The 18442-nt window shown below is 65.6% G+C and carries 18 protein-coding genes and 1 tRNA gene; 8 read left to right on the top strand and 11 right to left on the bottom strand.

Going from position 1 to position 18442, the window contains the following annotated elements; all coding sequences use genetic code 11:
* Nucleotides 1-73: 73 nt before the first annotated feature.
* A complete protein-coding gene (locus ACTU6V_RS13650) occupies nucleotides 74-271 on the bottom strand; it encodes a hypothetical protein (RefSeq protein ID WP_443469080.1) in 198 nt (65 codons plus the stop codon).
* Entirely contained in the window at nucleotides 264-3923 is a 3660-nt protein-coding gene (locus tag ACTU6V_RS13655; protein ID WP_443475898.1) for an AAA family ATPase, read from the bottom strand. Before ACTU6V_RS13655 ends, ACTU6V_RS13650 begins: the two co-directional genes overlap by 8 nt.
* A gap of 212 nt (nucleotides 3924-4135) precedes the next feature.
* On the opposite strand from ACTU6V_RS13655, the gene ACTU6V_RS13660 reads away from it, so the two are divergent.
* Nucleotides 4136-4648: a methylated-DNA--[protein]-cysteine S-methyltransferase gene (locus ACTU6V_RS13660; RefSeq protein WP_443475862.1), complete on the top strand. Its 513-nt coding sequence runs from the start codon at nucleotides 4136-4138 to the stop codon at nucleotides 4646-4648.
* A 66-nt stretch (nucleotides 4649-4714) separates the two neighbouring features.
* Here ACTU6V_RS13660 and ACTU6V_RS13665 read toward each other — a convergent pair whose 3' ends face one another.
* Nucleotides 4715-6550, bottom strand: a complete 1836-nt coding sequence (locus tag ACTU6V_RS13665) for a monocarboxylic acid transporter (RefSeq protein WP_443475899.1) — start codon at nucleotides 6548-6550, stop codon at nucleotides 4715-4717.
* Nucleotides 6551-6683: 133 nt separating this feature from the next.
* Here ACTU6V_RS13665 and ACTU6V_RS13670 point away from each other — a divergent pair, with 133 nt between their 5' ends.
* Together ACTU6V_RS13670 and ACTU6V_RS13675 are read left to right on the top strand one after the other, a co-directional pair.
* Nucleotides 6684-7502: a LuxR C-terminal-related transcriptional regulator gene (locus ACTU6V_RS13670; protein WP_443469082.1), complete on the top strand. Its 819-nt coding sequence runs from the start codon at nucleotides 6684-6686 to the stop codon at nucleotides 7500-7502.
* Nucleotides 7503-7552: 50 nt separating this feature from the next.
* The gene (locus ACTU6V_RS13675; RefSeq protein ID WP_443475863.1) at nucleotides 7553-7894 is read left to right on the top strand and encodes a histone-like nucleoid-structuring protein Lsr2; all 342 of its coding nucleotides are present in this window, start codon (nucleotides 7553-7555) and stop codon (nucleotides 7892-7894) included.
* Between the two features lie 6 nt (nucleotides 7895-7900).
* Here ACTU6V_RS13675 and ACTU6V_RS13680 read toward each other — a convergent pair whose 3' ends face one another.
* Nucleotides 7901-8494: a MarR family winged helix-turn-helix transcriptional regulator gene (locus ACTU6V_RS13680; protein ID WP_443469084.1), complete on the bottom strand. Its 594-nt coding sequence runs from the start codon at nucleotides 8492-8494 to the stop codon at nucleotides 7901-7903.
* A 72-nt stretch (nucleotides 8495-8566) separates the two neighbouring features.
* Between ACTU6V_RS13680 and ACTU6V_RS13685 the strand changes: the two genes are divergently transcribed.
* On the top strand, nucleotides 8567-10741 hold the full coding sequence (locus tag ACTU6V_RS13685) for an MMPL family transporter (protein WP_443475864.1): 2175 nt from the start codon (nucleotides 8567-8569) through the stop codon (nucleotides 10739-10741).
* Between the two features lie 19 nt (nucleotides 10742-10760).
* Here the strand turns inward: ACTU6V_RS13685 and ACTU6V_RS13690 are convergent, their stop codons facing one another.
* Nucleotides 10761-11141: a hypothetical protein gene (locus ACTU6V_RS13690; RefSeq protein ID WP_443469086.1), complete on the bottom strand. Its 381-nt coding sequence runs from the start codon at nucleotides 11139-11141 to the stop codon at nucleotides 10761-10763.
* A gap of 51 nt (nucleotides 11142-11192) precedes the next feature.
* Here ACTU6V_RS13690 and ACTU6V_RS13695 point away from each other — a divergent pair, with 51 nt between their 5' ends.
* Nucleotides 11193-11438 (top strand): hypothetical protein, encoded by a 246-nt coding sequence (locus ACTU6V_RS13695; protein ID WP_443469087.1) that lies wholly within the window; start codon nucleotides 11193-11195, stop codon nucleotides 11436-11438.
* A 16-nt stretch (nucleotides 11439-11454) separates the two neighbouring features.
* On the opposite strand, the gene ACTU6V_RS13700 is transcribed toward ACTU6V_RS13695, so the two are convergent.
* From ACTU6V_RS13700 to ACTU6V_RS13715, 4 genes are all read right to left on the bottom strand, one after another.
* Nucleotides 11455-11529, bottom strand: a tRNA-Arg gene (locus ACTU6V_RS13700).
* Nucleotides 11530-11573: 44 nt separating this feature from the next.
* Nucleotides 11574-12071 (bottom strand): HNH endonuclease, encoded by a 498-nt coding sequence (locus tag ACTU6V_RS13705; RefSeq protein ID WP_443469237.1) that lies wholly within the window; start codon nucleotides 12069-12071, stop codon nucleotides 11574-11576.
* Between the two features lie 325 nt (nucleotides 12072-12396).
* Nucleotides 12397-13143, bottom strand: a complete 747-nt coding sequence (locus ACTU6V_RS13710) for a M23 family metallopeptidase (RefSeq protein WP_443469111.1) — start codon at nucleotides 13141-13143, stop codon at nucleotides 12397-12399.
* A gap of 353 nt (nucleotides 13144-13496) precedes the next feature.
* On the bottom strand, nucleotides 13497-14201 hold the full coding sequence (locus tag ACTU6V_RS13715) for an iron-dependent transcriptional repressor DtxR (protein ID WP_443475865.1): 705 nt from the start codon (nucleotides 14199-14201) through the stop codon (nucleotides 13497-13499).
* Between the two features lie 102 nt (nucleotides 14202-14303).
* Here ACTU6V_RS13715 and serC point away from each other — a divergent pair, with 102 nt between their 5' ends.
* Nucleotides 14304-15416, top strand: coding sequence for a phosphoserine transaminase (gene serC / locus ACTU6V_RS13720; protein ID WP_443475866.1), 1113 nt, complete (start codon nucleotides 14304-14306; stop codon nucleotides 15414-15416).
* Between the two features lie 15 nt (nucleotides 15417-15431).
* Here serC and ACTU6V_RS13725 read toward each other — a convergent pair whose 3' ends face one another.
* Both ACTU6V_RS13725 and ACTU6V_RS13730 read right to left on the bottom strand, forming a co-directional pair.
* Nucleotides 15432-15986, bottom strand: a complete 555-nt coding sequence (locus tag ACTU6V_RS13725; protein ID WP_443475867.1) for a DUF3027 domain-containing protein — start codon at nucleotides 15984-15986, stop codon at nucleotides 15432-15434.
* A complete protein-coding gene (locus ACTU6V_RS13730) occupies nucleotides 15970-16350 on the bottom strand; it encodes a cold-shock protein (RefSeq protein WP_443469115.1) in 381 nt (126 codons plus the stop codon). Before ACTU6V_RS13730 ends, ACTU6V_RS13725 begins: the two co-directional genes overlap by 17 nt.
* A 95-nt stretch (nucleotides 16351-16445) precedes the next feature.
* Here ACTU6V_RS13730 and ACTU6V_RS13735 point away from each other — a divergent pair, with 95 nt between their 5' ends.
* Complete coding sequence (locus ACTU6V_RS13735; RefSeq protein ID WP_443469116.1) at nucleotides 16446-16721, top strand: multidrug ABC transporter ATPase; 276 nt, start codon at nucleotides 16446-16448, stop codon at nucleotides 16719-16721.
* 1 nt (nucleotide 16722) lies between these two features.
* Nucleotides 16723-18435 (top strand): helicase-associated domain-containing protein, encoded by a 1713-nt coding sequence (locus ACTU6V_RS13740; protein WP_443475868.1) that lies wholly within the window; start codon nucleotides 16723-16725, stop codon nucleotides 18433-18435.
* The last annotated feature ends 7 nt before the right edge of the window (nucleotides 18436-18442 follow it).

Genomic DNA, 18442 nt, shown 5'->3' on the forward strand with positions numbered 1-18442 from the left:
TTCGCCCAGCTGAAACGCCGAGAGGGCGGTTCGCGCGGAATTCCGCGCCGACCGCCCTCTTTCGCTGTGCGCCTCAGTAGTGCGGTGGAACGTCACGGAACAGCTCATCGTCGTTGGGGCCCTTCGCGCCGTGCGGCGTCCGGCGTTCGCTCTTCGGCGGCACCTCCGGCGAGGGATCGGTCCCCGCAACAGGCGTCAGCCGGGCACGGCGGCTTCCCGCAACCCGGACGATCTTCTGCCGTTCGGGTTGCGTGTCGCCTTGCTCAGACATCTGGCAGGTCGATCGGCTGCGTGTCGGTTTCGGCGCGCACCGCATCGGGGGCGATGCCGAGAACGGCCGCAATGCGGGATGCCGCGGTCACCGGATCGCTGTACAGGTCGAAAGCATGCACTCGCACATAGTGCCAGCCCAGGCGGCGCAGCGCGTGCGGACGCAGTCGCAGCGACTCACGCAGCGACTCCCCCAGCGTTTCGGAATCGGATTCGATGACGACGGCCTTGCCGTCGTACTGAGCTACCAGCGGGAGCAGCCCGCGATAATCGACATCGACGGATGCTCCGAGCCGGCGAAGCTCTCTGGCCAGAGCCAGCGTCAGCGGGTCGGCGAGGTCTTCCAGACGGGACTCACGCCCACGGGAGGCGAGGCCGCCGAGAATCGACATGAGAGTGGATGCGCCGTGCGCGAGCCGTCCGTCATCGAAGGACGAAGGGCGGATGGAGGACACGATCACCATCGATCGGCGCGCACGGGTCATGCCGACTGTGAGCAGCCGTTCACCATCAGGCGTGGAGAGGTCTCCGAAATCACTGAGCACCCTGCCGTGCTTGGTCAGGCCGTATCCGAGCGAGAAGATCACCCGATCGCGGCTCTCAGCGGCTGACTCTTCCAGGGTGAGCACGGCGAACGGCTCTGCAGTGTCGCGGCCGACGAAGTCGGCGACATCCGATCGTCCGGCGAAGGCTGTCGTCACCGCGGCGCGCACGCGCTCCGCGTGACGCGCGCTGGCCGTGATCACCATGAGCGACTCGGAGGGGCGGTGCACGGCGTGCTCGACCACGAGCGTCACTACACGGGCGACTTCGGCATCCGGGCTCTCCACCGCTCCCGAGATCGGGTTCGGTGCGCCCACTCCGCCCTCGACATAGTCGACGGTGAGGCTGCCGCGTCCGAGGTAGGAACCAGCCCACGGCAGAGAGACGATCTCGCCGCCATAGAACGCGTCGTTGATGAGCTCGGCGAGATCCTCGCCACCGGCGCGATAGCTGCGCGTGAGCGTCATGACCGGCAGCAGCTCCGCGAGGCGCTCGAAGACCGAGACATCGTCGAAGGGGACTTCGTTCTCCCAGTCCTCTCCGGCGTCGACTGCCAGATCGAACGGCGTTGGGCGCTGCGTGACGGGATCGCCGAAAGCGATGACCTGACGCGCGCGCCGGATGGCCGGGGCCGCTTCGGCGAGGTTGATCGCGGCGGCATCTGCCAGGAGCACGGTGTCGAACTCGACCGAGTCCGGGATCTCGGGGACCAGATACGGCGAGGCGATCCATGCCGGCGCGAGGACATTCATGAGAGTCGGTGCCGCCGACACGATCTCGGCGGTCGTCGGAGTGCCCTGCGTGAGCGCACGGCGGAGGTTCTGCGACTCGGTCGGTTCGTCGACGATCGCGATACGCCACTGGTTGGCGAGCTGCCACGAGAGCAGAGGTCCGGCCATCGACGCGTGCGCCTCATCGACGAGACGAAAATCACGCTCGAGACGATCGACCACTGCGGTGTTGGCACCGAGCAGCGCGCGGTCATCCTGCAGCACCCGCTCGAGCAGCGACTGCCACCAGGCGAACTCCAGCTCATCGGCGACTTCGTCATCTGAGACGTGCCGCACCGACAGTTCTGCCAGCAGCGGCTCAAGGCCGAGGGTGGCCAGCTTGTCGCGGATCGTGGCGCGCTCGACGAGGTTGTCGAAGACGTCGGACTGCGCAGCGAGCCCTGCAAGAGTGCGCACGAGCCGCTCTACCTGCAGAGTCGCCAGCGGCTCCCGACGGCCAAGCGCGGCGTCCAGCTCGGAAAGCTCCGCGGTCACGCGCTCCCACGACGCGTACACGTCACCGAGCCCGAGCGGAATCTCGGGTGCAACGCCGGCGTCGACGAAGCGCTGCCACTGCGTGCGCTGCTGCTGGATGCGCAGCAGCGCCTCGTGCATCTCTGTGATGTGGACGCCTGGACGCACGTACTCCTTGGCGAGCTTGCGCAGCCTGCGGCGGTTCGCGCCCGACATGGTGGGGGCGTCGCGGCGCGATCCGTGCGCCTGGATCAGCTCGCCCAGCGGACGCTCGAAGACGGTCGGGCTGAAGCGGTCCAGCGAGTCGCGAATTCCCTCGAGCAGACGCAGGTACTCGCCGAGCTCGTCGATCGTGGCGAACGGACGCATCCGCGTCTGCGAGATCAGCGCGTAGCCACGTTCGAGAACGTCAGGAACATCCGTGGCGTGCAGCCTGCCGGCGAGTTCGTGGGCCGCACGAGCATCCTGGGTGCTGCGGAAGTTCACGCCGTACCAGGGCGAATCATCCGGGCCGAAGCGGAACTCGCCCAGTCGCGCCGCCTGCACCAGCGCTGCGGCAGCATCTGCGCGGCCACCGGCGAGCCTGCGTAACGTGTCGGCGTTCAGTCGCGCGGTGGTCGACGGCGGGGTGGGAAGAGATGCGAGACGAGTCAGGTGCCGCGTCGCGTCGAGGATCGTGGCATCCAGCCCATCGATCGGAGTCGAGAGCGCCTTGCGGTAGTCGAGCAGCACGTTGCGCAGGCGCACGAGAGCGTCGTCGACGTCGCCGGCCTTCGGGGCGGTGGCCTTCTCGTTGCGGCCGATGGCGCGCACGAGATCACGACGGATGCTGCCTGGTGAGACCGCGAGGCTGTCGAGCCCGATGCTGCTCAGGCGATGGCGGACGCCATCGAGCGTGGAGCGCCTGGCCGAGACGACGAGCACCCGCTTGCCCGCGCGGACCAACTCGCCCAGAGCGTTGATCACGGTCTGGGTGCCGCCGGTGCCCGGGAGCGTCGCGACAACCAGCGAGTGCCCGGCAGAGATGCGGCTGAGCACGGACTCCTGCTCAGCATCGGCATCGAGCAGCAGCGTGTCCGATGCGGGAGCACGCTCATCAGGGCTGGTGACATGCGGCTGCGGTCGCGGCGCGGTGACCTGTTCGCGGTCATCGACGTGACCTGCGAGCGCATTGAGCAGCTGATGATCCAGCGTGCGGCTGTCGCGCGACATGTTTGCGCCCACGTCAGCGAACGTCGAAACCACCAGACGCGGCAGCACGGTGAAGGTATCGATCGACTGGGTCGCCGCTCGCAGTCGGTCGATCACGGGCTGAGGCTTGAAGATTCCCCCGTCATAGGCGAGGGATGCCAGTGCTTCTGCGTCGATCGTGATGCCGAAGTGCTCGCGTGCGATTCGGACGAGCGCGGGGTTGACCACGAAGGCGCCCTGCAGCTTCAGCTCGTAGTCGGTGTGGTGCCGACGGATCGCCAGCGGACGGAGGAGGACCGGAGCTGCGAAGTCAGCGCCGCCGATGCGCCATCCGGAGATGCCGACGGAGAGATGCACGGCGTCGATGCCGCGGACGGTGCGAAGCTCGGTGTTCTTCGCGGTGATGCGTTCGGCCGCCAGGCGCGCAGTGCGCAGTCCGACCTCGTCACGGAACAGGTTCGACAGCAGCGTCGACTTTCCGGTGATGAACTGCGGCAGGCTCCCCGGGTGAGCCTTGGAGATGTCGATGCCGCCTTCGACGGTGTCACGGTACGTGGTCAGGGGGGACTGTCCACCCAGGTCAGCTGCCTCTGCCCGCAGACGCGTGCGCTCGGCGTCGGCGATATGCGCGACCGCGACGGCGGTCGCGTCGTCTGATTGATCGCCGATCGTCATCGCGGCATCCGCTGCCGCGGCGCTCGCGGCCTTGTCTTCACGTCGCCACACATACGACAGACTAAGCTCCACACCGCCGCAGACCCTGTATCCTGGGCGGGTTTCACCGGAATGAGCCACTTTTCCTCCACCACTGGAGTGGATCGACCGCTTCTCCCCCACTCGCGCGATATCGAGGTTCTCGTGTCTTCCGCAGGGTTCAAGATGGGGTCATGACCTTCCGCTATGACTTCGCCCCCACCCCTTTCGGGGATGCACTGGTGGTCTTCTCCGACGAGGGGATCGTCAACTTCGACCTGTCGGAGGCATCCGACCCATCGGTTCCGTGGCTGCTCGAGAGCATCTCGACGCGGTTGCACGAGCCCCCCGTACCCGACCCGGGTGCCGCAGACGAGCTGGCTCACCTGCTCGACGGCTATTTTGCCGGCAAGCCCGTGCGCTTCGACGAGCACGTGCGGCTCGACTGGCGACTGACCAAGGGGTTCCATCGAGACGCTCTCGAGCAGATCACGAAGATCGGCTGGGGCGAGACCGCCAGCTACGGAGAGATCGCGGTTCTCGCCGGTCGTGCCGGAGCCGCGCGGGCCGTCGGCACCGCATGTCGACTCACTCCGTTCTCGATCATCGTGCCGGTGCACCGCGTGGTCCGGGCAGACGGCACGGTCGGTCAGTACGGCGCACATCCCGAATACAAGCGGTACCTCCTCGACCTCGAGAAGAACTAGACGGCGCGAACCCCCGACCGAGTGCGGCCGAGGATTCGCGCTAGCAGCGAGCTGCGTCGACGGCAGTCAGTGCTCGGTCGCCTTCTCCGCACCGAATCCGGTCAGCGAACGCACCTCCATCTCTGCTGCCAGCTGACGGGACTCTGCCGTGCGACTGGTGATCGTACCGAGCCATCCGAGCAGGAACCCGAGCGGGATCGACACGATTCCAGGGTTGTTCAACGGCCAGATCGCGATGTCGATCGACGGGATCATCGCCGTCTCCGATCCGGAGAACACCGGCGAGAGCACGATGAGGATGATCGCCGAGCCGAGACCGCCGTACATGCTCCACAGCGCGCCCCGGGTGTTGAACCGACGCCAGAACAGCGAGTACAGGATGGTCGGCAGGTTCGCGGATGCGGCGACGGCGAAGGCGAGCGCAACCAGGAATGCGATGTTCTGCCCCTGTGCGCCGATACCACCGACAATCGCCAGGATGCCGATGACGACGACCGTGCGTCTGGCCACCTTCACCTCGGCCTGCGGGTCGGGATCGACTGGTGAACCGTCTGGCTTCTTGCGGCCCTTCTGGATGACATTCGCATAGATGTCATGAGCAAAGGATGCTGCCGCCGTGATGGTGAGACCCGCGACCACCGCGAGGATCGTCGCGAAGGCGACCGCCGAGATGAGCCCGAGCAGCAGCGGCCCGCCGAGGTACTGCGCCAGCAGCGGTGCCGCGGAGTTCACACCGCCGGGCGCCTCCCTGATGACCTCCGGTCCGACCAGCGCGCCCGCGCCGTAACCGAGAACCAGCGTCAGCAGGTAGAAGCCGCCGATCAGCCAGATGGCCCAGACCACCGACCGTCGTGCCTCTTTGGCCGTGGGGACCGTGTAGAACCGCATCAGCACGTGCGGGAGGCCCGCGGTACCGAGGACGAGCGCGAGTCCCAGCGAGACGAAGTCCAACGGGTTGGCGCCGTACTGCAGGCCGGGAGCGAGAACAGCATCGCCCTCGGGAGACGCTGCGACGGCGGCTTCGAGCAGAGTGTTGAGATTGAAGCCGTTGATCGCCAGTACCCAGATCGTCATCACGACGGCACCGGCGATGAGCAGGAACGCCTTCACGATCTGCACCCAGGTGGTGCCCTTCATGCCGCCGACCAGCACGTAGATGATCATCAGGATGCCGACGACGGCGATCACGATCGATTGTCCGATCCGACCATCGATTCCCATGAGCAGTGAGACCAGTCCCCCGGCTCCCGCCATCTGTGCGAGCAGGTAGAAGAAGCACACAGCCAGCGTGGTGATGGCCGCAGCCAATCGCACCGGGCGCTGCTTGAGCCGGAAGGAGAGCACATCGGCCATGGTGAACTTGCCTGTGTTGCGCATGAGTTCGGCGACCAGCAGGAGCGCCACGAGCCACGCGACCAGGAAGCCGATTGAATACAGGAAGCCGTCGTATCCGTTGACGGCGATAGCACCGCAGATACCGAGGAACGACGCCGCAGAGAGGTAATCTCCCGCGATCGCGAATCCGTTCTGCGGACCGGTGAACGAGCGACCAGCCGCGTAATAATCAGCCGCTGTCTTATTGTTGCGGCTTGCGCGAATGACGATGAAGAGCGTGACAGCAACGAAAGCCGCGAATATCGCGATGTTGAGGATCGGGTTGTTCTCGGCTGCAGGCGCCGCAGCCGTCGAGAATGTGGTCACGAATTGAGCGAGACCGAGAAGGAGTCCGACAGTGATGTCACCCCAGACTCGCTGCCCCATGAATTCCGTCGCATAGGCGCCGAGGAGCACATACACGAAGTACCAGATCAGAAATAGCGCGGCCATGGGAAAGATGAACGATCGCTGGGTACGCTTGAGCTTCTGGAATCTCGGGGACTCTTCTACGGCGACGTAGTCGATTCCCCCGTAGCCGCGCGAGTGGTAGGGTCGACGCTACGAAAAGGGGCGACGTCACCGTCACCCCCGAAAGTCAGTACTCGAGGGAGTCCTTACGTTCGCGTTTGATCCGGACGCCGATCTCGTCGCACAAGCCGTGCTCGAGTTGGCTCGGCGCACCCGATTCCCGGTCGCCTTCGGTGGCCTCATCGAAGACGGCGCGGTATCGGTGACGAGCATCACGGGATCCAGAACCCGCAGTCTCGAAGGACTGCAGGTGCGTCCAGAGCGCGGACTCGGCGGGCGAGCCATGACAGAGCTGCGCCCCAGAATGACGACCAACTACGGAGCATCCCGACAGATCACGCACGATTACGACGGCTTCGTCCTCGGCGAAGGACTCCGCACCCTGCTTGCCATCCCGATCGTCGTGGCGGGGCGATCCCGCGGCGTACTGTACGCCGGCGCCTGGCACGAATCCCCTGTCGGCGGCGTGACAACAGCTCCGGCATTGACGGTCGCCGACGCTGTGGCATCCGAATTGCGCATCCACGACGAGGTCGAACGACGGATGCGATCGATGGCCCCTTTTCCGCGTCCGCTCACCCCATCAGCCCGTGAAGAGCTGCGCGAGAGCTTCGCCGAGCTGCGCAGCATCTCGGCTGCGGTTGCCGATGCATCACTGCGAACGCGGCTGGGGCGATTGGAGCAGAAGCTGATTGCAGTAGCTGGTGAGTCGAAGCTCAGCACCACCGGACCGACCACCCACCCTATTCCCGTCGTGCGCCTCTCCCCGCGTGAGATGGATGTTCTCTCTTGCGTGGGGTTGGGTCACACGAATGCCCAAATCGCTGTGCAACTGGGACTGCGAGAGGGAACAGTAAAGGCCTATCTCGGGACAGCAATGTCGAAACTGGATGCATCCACCAGACATGCCGCGGTCGCCCGCGCGCGTCGTGCAGGCATACTTCCCTGAACAACCGGGGTTTCCAGACATATTCAATCGTTAATGCGTATGATTACGGAATGGCCCGACGCATTGTGCACCAGTTGGTTGACGATATCGATGGAACCGTTCTTGGAATCGGCGAGGGAGAGACAGTTTATTTCTCGCTCAACAACACCGCTTACGAAATTGATCTGACGACAGAGAATGCAGACGCATTCCGCGGGGCACTTGAGCCGTACATCGCCGGCGCACGCCGTGCGAGTGCTGCTCCGTCTCGCGGCAGTTCCCCGCGTAAGCGGTCTGCTGGCTCCGCCGAGACAGCTGTGATCCGTGAATGGGCGCAGCATAACGGACATAAAGTCTCGGAGCGTGGCCGCATTCCCGCTGCGATCATCGACGCTTATCGCGCCGCGCACTGAAGTTCGTCACTCTTCTTTCAAGGTCGCCCACGGCTCATCGCCGAGGGCGATCTTGCTTTTCATGTCTGTCAGGAAGCGGATGACGACATCGCGCTCCGCCGTCGACAGGTTCGCCGCCGCGATGAACCGACGCGCGTGCTGTCGCCCGACCGTCTCGACAGCTGACTTCCGAGTCGACGGCGTAATCGCTATTGCGAGCGCTCTGCGGTCAAAAGGATGCGGCGCGCGCGTGATGTGGCCGCCGTGCTCAAGTCGGTCCAGCAGTTTCGTCGTGGAGGCCGTCGAGATCCCGAGATGAGATGCGATCGCTCCTGGGGTGGCGATCGAACCACTGTTCTCGCACGTGATCAGAAAGTGCAGCGCCCGCATATCGGTCTGGTTGAGCTTCATGTAGCGCAGGGAAGCCTCTGAGAGAGCCTGCTCGGCGTCCCGCAGACCGCCGAGCGCACGCATCAGCGAGTTGATCTGCTCCATCTCCGCTGGGGAGAGTGACCCACGATCGACCAGTTCGCCCGTTGGGTCGTTGATGTCCAACTCATAGATCGCAGATCCGGGAGCGAACGGTTGCGGCTGAAGATCACCGCGGGGGACGTCGGGCATGAAGCTCATGCTAGTCCCATGAATATTTCATGCTAGGTTTTCATCTAGCCAAGCTAGCGAAATGAGGATGACATGCCCGAGAGCACTGAGACCGCCCCGCGCGTGCGGAAGCGCCGTCGGTCCTGGATCCGTGTGCTCATACCCGCACTGCTGGTCCTCGTATGGGTCGCGGGCGCTGGTTTGGGCGGCCCTCTGTTCGGCAAGGTCAGCGAGGTGTCATCGAACGATCAGACCAGCTACCTCCCGTCGTCCGCCGACGCCACCGAGGTTCAGCAGTTACTCGGAGAGTTCAACGACTCGGAGGCGATCCCGGCGATCGTCGTGTTCGTCGGCGACGAGGACCTCACCGAATCCCAGCTCTCGGCCATCGATGACGCGGTCAGTGGCGCAACCGAGGTGGAAGGTGTCGCTGACGAAGTCTCACCGGCGATCCCCTCGGAGGACGGTCTCGCCGTCCAGGCTTTCATCCCGATCTCCAGTGACGCCGAACTCGGCGACGCGGTGTCAGCGCTCGAAGACGAGCTGCGCGCCGCCGCACCAGACGGAGTGACCGTGTACGTCACAGGTCCCGCCGGTTTCTCGGCCGACCTCGTCGCCGGATTCGCGGGCATCGACGGGCTCCTGCTGGGTGTCGCGCTGCTGGCCGTGCTCATCATCCTCATCCTCGTCTACCGCTCGCTGCTCCTGCCGATTGTCGTGCTCTCCACGAGCCTGTTCGCCCTGTGCGTCGCGCTTCTGGTGGTCTGGTGGCTGGCCAAGTGGGAGATTCTGCTGCTGAGCGGTCAGACCCAAGGCATCCTCTTCATCCTCGTCATCGGTGCCGCTACCGACTACTCCCTCCTCTACGTCGCGCGCTTCCGTGAGGAGCTGCGGAGCACGAAGGACAAGGGTGCTGCTGTCCTCGCAGCGTGGAAGGGCTCGGTCGAGCCGATCCTCGCCTCAGGTGGCACGGTCATCGCCGGCCTGATGTGTCTGCTGCTGAGTGATCTGAAGTCCAACAGCACGCTCGGCCCCGTGGCATCAATCGGCATCGTCTTCGCGATGCTCTCGGCGCTCACTCTGCTGCCTGCACTGCTGTTCGCCTTCGGCCGCGCGGCGTTCTGGCCCCGTCGCCCCAAGTTCGAGCCCGAGGTGGTCAGCGCCGAGGACGGCATGGCAACCACCGGCATCTGGGCGAAGGTGGCCCGACTGGTCAAGCGGCGCCCTCGCGTCGTCTGGATCGCCACCACCCTCGTTCTCGTTCTCGGCGCTGCAGGCGTCACCCAGCTCAACGCCAACGGCGTCCCGCAGTCGGACCTCGTGCTCGGCGCGTCGGAGGCCCGTGACGGTCAGGTCGCGCTCGGCGAGCACTTCCCCGGTGGCTCGGGGAGCCCGGTGTACGTCGTCGTGGACGAAGGCTCGTTGCAGGATGCGGCGGACGTGCTGCTCGCCAACGACGGCATCGACTCGGTGGCCGTCACCGCGGCGGACTCGCCCAGTGGCACGGCGGGTGTCACCGAAGACGGGATCGGCGCCTTCGGCCCTCCGGGAACGCCGGCGCCCGACCCGACGGTCGTGGAGGGGGAAGTCCTGCTGCAGGGAACGCTCACGGATGCCGCGGACTCCGATGCCGCCGCGTCCACGGTCCGCGACCTACGCGCCGAGCTCACCGACCTCGATGCACGTGTCGGCGGAGTCACCGCCACCGCGGTGGACACGAACGATGCGTCCGTGCACGACCGTAACCTGATCATCCCGATCGTCCTCGTGGTGATCCTGCTGATCTTGATGCTGCTGCTGCGCTCGATCCTCGCGCCCGTGCTGCTGGTTCTCACCACTGTGCTGTCCTTCGGAACGGCAATGGGAGTCTCGGCACTGGTGTTCAACGGGATCTTCGATTTCCCTGGTGCCGACCCTGCCGTGCCGCTGTACGGCTTCGTGTTCCTCGTCGCCCTGGGCATCGACTACAACATCTTCCTGATGACACGAGTCCGCGAGGAATCACTCAAGCACGGTACGCAAGAGGGCGTGCTCCGGGGTCTGTCGGTCACCGGTGGCGTCATCACCTCGGCCGGACTCGTGCTGGCGGCGACGTTCGCCGCGCTCTCGGTGATTCCGATCCTGTTCCTCGCACAATTGGCGTTCATCGTCGCCTTCGGTGTGCTTCTGGACACCTTCGTGGTACGCTCGCTGCTCGTCCCGGCCCTGTCCTATGACATCGGTCGCACGATCTGGTGGCCATCGAAGCTGGGGCGCGGCAAGCGCTGACGAGCAGCCTTCGCTGGGGTCAGATGAACGCGGGAATCATCGAGACGATGAACCCGACTACGCCGGCCCCAGCGAAGATCGCACCGATGGTCAGGAACAGGCGACGAAGCATCGGCGGGTGAAGGCGCACGTGCTGGGGGTCCCACACGCGCACATATCCCTGGTGCCATTCGTCGCTCGCCCGCTCACGTGAGGTGAGGGCGCGCTCATGGAAGTCTCCGCCAGCGAACCAGCGCACGACGGTTGCGCCATCGTGCTCGATCACCACCATGTCGACACGCTCCCAGCGCCCCTCCACGAGGGCGACCATCCCCGCGATGATCAAGAACGGAATCCCGACCCCGAGCCCTATCCAGGACAGCACCTCGCCGACGATGGCGAAGACGTCGATCGGTGTCACTCGTTCATCGTAGAGGTAGCATGACCGGACAACCGACGAGAGGAACCGATCATGAGCGGATCAGATCAGCCCACGAGTCCAGAATCGAACGAGCCCCCGCCGGCCGATGAGACGCCCGACACTGAAGACATGCAGGAGCCGAGCACCGAGAAAGAGCCGGCCGAAGAGCCCAAGGCCCCGCCGAGGGAAGAACCCGAGCCCAGTCACGAAGCCGTGGGCATCGGCATCATCGGTCGGCCGCAGGTCGAGCCGGAAGTGGTCGAGGATGCCGAGGAAGCTGCCGACGACGCCTCGTAAGCGCTCACGCGCTCAGTGGTGCCCCTGGAGGGACTCGAACCCCCAACCGTTTGCTTAGGACGCAACTGCTCTTCCATTGAGCTACAGAGGCTGGCTCGACAAGTCTATCCAGTCGCACGCACCGCACCGACCGCGTCATGCCGCGAGCGCGAGATACGGCTCCCATGCGGGATCGCTGCGTTCGGTGCCCCGCACGGACCAGCGTCCGCCGCGCGGCGGACGCGGAATGAAGCGCAGCTCCCAGCGCATCTCCTGCGGTGTGCGGTCGCTCTTGACGTTGTTGCAGCGAAGACAACAGGCAACAAGGTTCTCCCACGAGTCCGCTCCTCCGCGCGAGCGTGGCAGGACGTGATCGATCGTGGATGCGGTCTTACCGCAGTACCCGCATCGGTGGTCGTCGCGGCGCAGCACACCCCGCCGGGTGACCGGCACCCGCTTGCTCATCGGCAGGCGAACGTATCTCGACAGGATGATGACGGCCGGACGATCGAAGGCACCGGCGGCAGACCAGACGGGATCATCATCTACCCGCTCGATCACGGTCGCCTTGTGATTCATCACGAGCACCAGGGCTCGTCTGAACGAGACCACGGCGAGTGGCTCGTACCCGGCATTCAGAACAAGTGTGCGCATCATCGTCCTCTCGATACGCCGGGACGGCTTCCCGGCTCTCTCGACTCACATGACGCCACGCGAACGGCAGTTCAGGTGCAGAGACGTAGAAAGGCGCCGCCCTATGGGCGACGCCTACTGCGCACGATAAGTTCCGTGCGTCCCTGCGGGCGATGCCGAAGGACGTAGCGACCGAGTGCATCCATGGTGCGGATGCCCGGTATCTGTTCCATCAGCTTCTCCCGTTCGTGCGACGACGGGTTCAGGGTAGCTCATGGAACCGACGTATGACGAAACAGCAGCTGAACGCGCGGACGCGTGTCGCCTCCGGAAATGAGTGTGAGGATCAGCCGGCGTTCGCGGCGAGCCATGCGTACGGCTCGAGGATGGAGCCGTTCACGTGCACCTCGAAGTGGAGGTGATTCGCCGTCGAGCTTCCCGTGCTGCCGACTGCACCGATCAGCTGACCGGCCTGCACAGTCTGCCCTGCCTGCACCTGACGGGTTCCGTAGGTCATGTGGGCATAGGTCGTCGAGACGCTCTGGCCTCCGATGACATGGTCGATCACTACAGCGACGCCGTAGCCGTAATAGCTCTCAGAGGAGACCCGGACGACACCTGCCGCAGCCGAGTAGATCGGGGTGCCTGCCGGCGCCAGCATGTCTGCACCGTCGTGGCCACCACTGTCGGCGCCGACTGTCGTGCGTCCCTCGCGGTACGAGCCGCGGGGAAGCGGGTATCGGACCTCGCCAGAACCGGGCGAGACCAGCGCATAGTTGCCGATGTCGATGCCTCCGCCGGAGGAGGACGAGGTAGAGGCGGCCCGTGCAGCAATGGCTGCGGCAGCGGCAGCAGCAGCGGCTTCTTCAGCCTTCTTCTGATCGATCTCTGCCGGCGTGGTCGCCGAGTACGTTGAACGCTGAAGCGGAGCTGCGGTGGCTTCGGAAGCGACGACGAGCGACTGCGCATCGTCCTGTGCGACCTGCTGGAGTGTGGCTGTCGCGTCTACCGGCGTCGACGATGCCGCGTAAGCGGGAAGAGCGACTGCCGCGACCAATGCGCCGACAGCGCCGAAGATGGCGATGGACCGCATGGGCTTCACGACTCTACGGGCGGCACTGCGCGTCGCCGCGGGCCGCTCGGTTTTCAGGGTCTTCTCAGATGTCGTGGTCGGTTCGATGTCTGCGGCCAAAAGGTAATCCTCCTGTGCCTCGGCGCTCGGGTGCGCTGGCTCGTCTGCACTCTGCTTCTCGTGGCACAAGCTCGGGGTACTTCGTGCGATGTATCCGCAGAGACGACGAGCCGATGAGGCAGTCTTCGCGGGGTTGTCACCAGCGGTCTAGTTCTCCGGCGACCCGTCCGAGGCTACCCGAAGATAACGATCTTGTCACCCTGGGACGCTGGCAATCCCCCGGGAGCGGGTGCCGCGGCATCGGAACCTGCGTCTCAGGACGCGTCGCCGACGAGGAAGATGTGCGAAGCGAGCTCGACGGGCAGCTCAAGCCCCTCGTCGATTCCGTCCATCTCGATCAGCACGTATCCCTCGTTGTAGCGATAGCTTCCGCGAGCTCCCGGCATGACTCCCGCGTCACGCAGCTGCACCAGCAACTCGGGATCGACCTGCGCCGGCTCAGCGAGTCGGCGCACGGTTCCCTCGACAGGCCCGCCGGCATCATTGAGCTTCTGCACGAGACCGATGACGCCTTCATCGAAAGTACGGGCGGGCATCAGGCCGCCGAGCTGGTCCAGTCCAGGAATCGGATTGCCGTACGGCGACTCCGTCGGCTGCCCCAGGAGCTCGACAAGACGACGCTCGACCTGCTCGCTCATCACGTGCTCCCAGCGACATGCCTCTTCGTGCACGTACGCCCAGTCCAGACCGATGACGTCCGAGAGCAGACGTTCTGCCAGGCGGTGCTTGCGCATGACGTCGACGGCCTTGCGTCGGCCGGCATCCGTCAGCTGGAGCGTTCGATCTTCGGAGACGACGACGAGACCGTCGCGCTCCATGCGCCCAACGGTCTGCGAAACGGTCGGCCCCGAGTGGCCGAGTCGTTCGGAGATGCGCGCGCGCAGCGGAACGATGTTCTCCTCTTCGAGCTCGAGGATGGTGCGGAGATACATCTCCGTGGTGTCGATCAGGTCCGCCATCTTTGTCCTCCGGGTCTTCTTAGGCAAGCCTACATTCCCGCGGCGAGGCCGGTCGTGGTCACGGTGGAACTCGCTCGCGCTGCGCGCCCCTAGAATCGAGCCATGTCGATCGAGATTCCGCGTGACCTGCTGCCCGTCGACGGCCGTTTCGGCTGTGGCCCTTCAAAGGTGCGTCCCGCACAGCTGGAGGCACTCGTCACCGCGGGGGCGAGCATCCTCGGCACTTCGCACCGGCAGGCACCGGTGAAGAACCTCGTCGGCAGTGTTCGTGAGCAGCTCTCGAGCCTGTTCCGTCTTCCCGAGGGGTACGAGATCCTCGTCGGCAACGGCGGGTCGACCGCCTTCTGGGATGCCGCAGCATTCGGTCTGATCGAGCGACGCAGCCAGAACCTCACGTTCGGCGAGTTCGGCGGCAAGTTCGCCAAGGCCGCTGGCGCACCGTGGCTAGAGGCCCCCGATGTGCGCAAGGCAGAGCCGGGCTCGCTCGCCTCTGCAGAGTTCGTTGACGGTGTCGACGTGTACGCGTGGCCGCACAACGAGACCTCGACCGGTGTCGCCGCCCCCGTCACGCGCGTCGCCGCAGACGGAGCACTCACCGTGATCGATGCCACCAGCGCCGCTGGCGGCATCGACTTCGACGTCACACAGGCGGATGTCTACTATTTCGCCCCGCAGAAGAACCTCGGCTCCGATGGCGGACTGTGGTTCGCCGCCGTATCGCCCGCCGCGATCGAGCGGATCGAGCGGATCGCAGCATCGGGCCGCTACATCCCCGAGTTCCTCAGCCTGAAAAACGCACTCGACAACTCACGCCTGAACCAGACGCTCAACACGCCGGCGCTTGCAACCCTTCACCTGCTGGACAGCCAGCTGACGTGGATAGCCGACAACGGCGGACTCGCCTGGGCTGGCGCACGCACCGCGGAGTCCTCGAAGGCGCTGTACGACTGGGCCGAGGCATCCGCTGTCGCGACACCGTTCGTCACCAATCCTGCGCACCGCTCCCCTGTCGTCGCCACCATCGACTTCGATGAGAGCATCGATGCCGCAGCGATCGCGAAGACACTGCGCGCCAACGGCATCGTCGACACCGAGCCCTACCGCAAGCTCGGTCGCAACCAGTTGCGCATCGCGACGTTCGTCTCGATCGAGCCCGACGACGTGCGCCAGCTCATCCGCTCTATCGACTACGTGCTGGAGAACACCAGCTCCTGAGCCCGGCGGGGCCGGCTACTCTTCGTCGTCGTCCGAGTCGTCGTCGGTGTCCACGGAGTCGTCGAGTTCATCGATGTCGACGCCGTCCAGGTCGCCGGCGTGCAGCACCCGCGACTCGGAGAGGTCATCGTCGTCGAGGTCGTCATCATCCTCATCGGAGTCGACGTCCTCCTCATCGGATTCGTCGTCCTCAGCCGAGTCCGCTTCGCCTGCCTCAGCGGCGGCAGCAACGGCCTGCTCGGCCAGTTCTGCCTGGTGAGCGCGGTACTCCGCGAGACGCTCAGCCCACGGCACCCACTCCGGAGCCAGCAGTGCGCCCTCGTTCGGCAGCAGTTCCACCTCGAGAACCGTCGGCTCAGCATCCTCGATGCGCGCCAGCGTAACCGTCCAGTACCAACCGGGGTACCCGGGAAGTCGGTTCTCGAACCGCAGCGATACCGAGCCGTCGTCCTCGACGAGGTAACCGGCAGCAGGGCCGATCGTCGAGGCGGGAGTGATCTCCTTCAGCGCGGCGACCGCGAGGTCGTGCGCGCCGATCAGGCGATCATCAGGCTCAGGCGTCGAGGTCATCAGCGACCTTGCGAAGTACCGCAGCGACCTTGTGGCCGTAGCTGCCGGACGGGTAGCGACCGCGACGCAGATCGCCGCCGACATCATCGAGGAGCTTCACGAGATCTTCGATGATGATCGCCATGTCATCGGCCGGCTTGCGCTTCGCCTTGGCGAGGCTCACCGGAGCATCCAGAACACGCACTGAAAGGGCCTGCAGCCCGCGCTTGCCATCGGCGACGCCGAATTCGACTCGCGCCCCGGACTTGACCGAAGCGCCCGCAGGGAGGGCAGAGGCGTGCAGGAAGACGTCCTGGCCATCATCGCTGGCGATGAAGCCGAACCCCTTCTCGTCGTCGTAGAACCTGACCTTGCCGGTGGGCATCGGAGAACCTCGCTGAGTGATGTTGCCTGGATAACGGCGCGCGTATCTGCGGCCTCCCTCAGCCTACCGGTGTTCCAGGGTCTAGGCTGAGACGGATGAGCAAGCAGAATCCTGAACCAGAGGTTCCCGTCCGCCGGTTGGATCGCATCCTCGCGTTCACCGCGCTGACGCTGGCAGCACTCTCTGTCATCTGCTTCTTCGCGATCATCATCGGAAGCGCAACAGGCATGTCGCAGGAGTCCTTCACCGAAGGCCTTTGGCCGGTCGTCGTGGCCATCCCTCCGTACGGACTGCCGCTCGCGTTCGTCATGATTCTCGCGCTGCTGATCATGAGCTTCGTGCGAAAGGGCCGCGCCGCCAAGCGCTCATGACATGAGCACGCACGCCCGCCCGCTCGCCGTGTGGCTGGCCACTGCCACAGATGCGCAGCTGGCGGCGCTCTTCGAAGCGCGCGGGGTGCGCGAAGACGTCTCCTGGTCGGACTTCTTCGATGCAGCCGAAGCGCTGCTCGAGTCCGCGTCCATCGACCGGATGCTGCCGCGCCTGCCCCTGGCGCAGGCCATCGCGCTGCATCGCTCGGCACTGGGTGAAGATGCGGGAGAGCAGACCGGCGCGCTGGTCGCGCTGGCGATCCTGCGGCCAGATGGCACCCCCGCACCGACCGTCGCCGACGCGGTCGCCGCCCGAGAAGCCCCCGTCTGCACCGAGCCCGCCGACGCCGAGCCTGCCACAGAAAGCTCCGCAGCCCGCGCTGCCGAGCGAGCCTTCACGAGCGTTGCCGCGATCGCGGATCTGCTGCTGCTCACCGCAGAGACTCCCCTCGCCCTTCTCACGGACGGACGCCTCAACGCCGGGGAGAAGCGCCGCATCGCCGAGATGGGGATGCCCGCGGAGCATCTCGATGATCTCGTCACGATCGCCGTCGACGCTGGCCTCGCAACAGTGGACGACCGCCGGTTGCGGATGACGCCGGCAGGTGACGCATGGCTGCGACGATCAGCATCCGACCGGTGGACCGCGCTCACCGAATCCTTTCGCGACGTTCTTCCCGCTGGGCTGCGCACACCGGCCGGCGGCTGGCTGCCAGTTCCGCACTGGGAACCGCAATATCCATGGGACAACTCCTGGAACGACCGCTGCACGGCAATACGCACGCGAGCGCGACTTCTCGGCCTGATCACCGACGACGGTGCCGAACCGGAGTGGGCAGTGCCGCTGCGAAGCGGACATCCGGCAGATGCCAGCGGCGTGGCACGGATGTTGCCCACCGAGGTCGACCGGATCTTCCTGCAGAACGATCTCTCAGCCATCGCCCCTGGTCCGCTCCAGCCCCCGCTCGATGTGCGCTTGCGCGGCATCGCCGTCCGCGAATCCGCAGCCCAGGCATCCTCTTACCGCTTCAGCGCCGAATCAGTCGCGCACGCTCTCACAGGCGGTGAGACCGCGCAGTCCATCCTCGATTTCCTCGGTGAGATATCGCTGACCGGCATCCCCCAGCCGCTCGAGTACCTCGTCATGCAGTCCGCACAGCGTCATGGGCTGGTCAGAGTGTTCGCGGACCCCGGCACAGGACGGACGAAGGTCACCAGCGCGGATGCCACGCTGTTGGACGCGATGGCCGTCGACCAGTCGCTCCGCCCCCTCGCACTGTCCAGAGACGCCGACGGGCTGAGCTCGCGCGTCGGACGCGACAGCGTGTACTGGACGCTTACGGACGCGCGCTATCCGGCGATGATCGTGGGCCCGGAAGGCGAACCGCAGGTCATCGATCGCCACCCCGTCCCGCCGGCTCAGGCACCGCGGCCCGCCGACTACACACTGCTCATCCAGCGACTCCGAGACCGTCAGGGCCCGGATGACGATGCGGCCTGGCTCGATCGCGAGCTCGACGCAGCCGTGCGCGCGAAATCCGTGCTGCTCGTAGAGATCAGCATGCCGGACGGCACGGTCCGCGAACTGCAGCTCGAAGCCAGCGGCCTCGGCGGCGGCAGACTCCGCGGCCGCGATCGCGCAGCCGACGTCGAGCGGACCCTTCCTGTGAAAAGCATCCGCTCTGCCCGCGTCATCGACCCGTCCGCAACGTAGCGACGAT

The sequence above is a fragment of the Microbacterium zouquanmingi genome (assembly GCF_052266675.1).
Taxonomy (GTDB): domain Bacteria; phylum Actinomycetota; class Actinomycetes; order Actinomycetales; family Microbacteriaceae; genus Microbacterium.

Bases quoted from the DNA above. Each gene is read 5' to 3' on its own strand.
- ACTU6V_RS13650 (WP_443469080.1), bottom strand. From the start codon at position 271: ATGTCTGAGCAAGGCGACACGCAACCCGAACGGCAGAAGATCGTCCGG.
- ACTU6V_RS13655 (WP_443475898.1), bottom strand. From the start codon at position 3,923: ATGACGATCGGCGATCAATCAGACGACGCGACCGCCGTCGCGGTCGCG.
- ACTU6V_RS13660 (WP_443475862.1), top strand. From the start codon at position 4,136: ATGACCTTCCGCTATGACTTCGCCCCCACCCCTTTCGGGGATGCACTG.
- ACTU6V_RS13675 (WP_443475863.1), top strand. From the start codon at position 7,553: ATGGCCCGACGCATTGTGCACCAGTTGGTTGACGATATCGATGGAACC.
- ACTU6V_RS13680 (WP_443469084.1), bottom strand. From the start codon at position 8,494: ATGCCCGACGTCCCCCGCGGTGATCTTCAGCCGCAACCGTTCGCTCCC.
- ACTU6V_RS13685 (WP_443475864.1), top strand. From the start codon at position 8,567: ATGCCCGAGAGCACTGAGACCGCCCCGCGCGTGCGGAAGCGCCGTCGG.
- ACTU6V_RS13695 (WP_443469087.1), top strand. From the start codon at position 11,193: ATGAGCGGATCAGATCAGCCCACGAGTCCAGAATCGAACGAGCCCCCG.
- ACTU6V_RS13705 (WP_443469237.1), bottom strand. From the start codon at position 12,071: ATGCGCACACTTGTTCTGAATGCCGGGTACGAGCCACTCGCCGTGGTC.
- ACTU6V_RS13710 (WP_443469111.1), bottom strand. From the start codon at position 13,143: ATGCGGTCCATCGCCATCTTCGGCGCTGTCGGCGCATTGGTCGCGGCA.
- ACTU6V_RS13715 (WP_443475865.1), bottom strand. From the start codon at position 14,201: ATGGCGGACCTGATCGACACCACGGAGATGTATCTCCGCACCATCCTC.
- serC (WP_443475866.1), top strand. From the start codon at position 14,304: ATGTCGATCGAGATTCCGCGTGACCTGCTGCCCGTCGACGGCCGTTTC.
- ACTU6V_RS13725 (WP_443475867.1), bottom strand. From the start codon at position 15,986: ATGACCTCGACGCCTGAGCCTGATGATCGCCTGATCGGCGCGCACGAC.
- ACTU6V_RS13730 (WP_443469115.1), bottom strand. From the start codon at position 16,350: ATGCCCACCGGCAAGGTCAGGTTCTACGACGACGAGAAGGGGTTCGGC.
- ACTU6V_RS13735 (WP_443469116.1), top strand. From the start codon at position 16,446: ATGAGCAAGCAGAATCCTGAACCAGAGGTTCCCGTCCGCCGGTTGGAT.
- ACTU6V_RS13740 (WP_443475868.1), top strand. From the start codon at position 16,723: ATGAGCACGCACGCCCGCCCGCTCGCCGTGTGGCTGGCCACTGCCACA.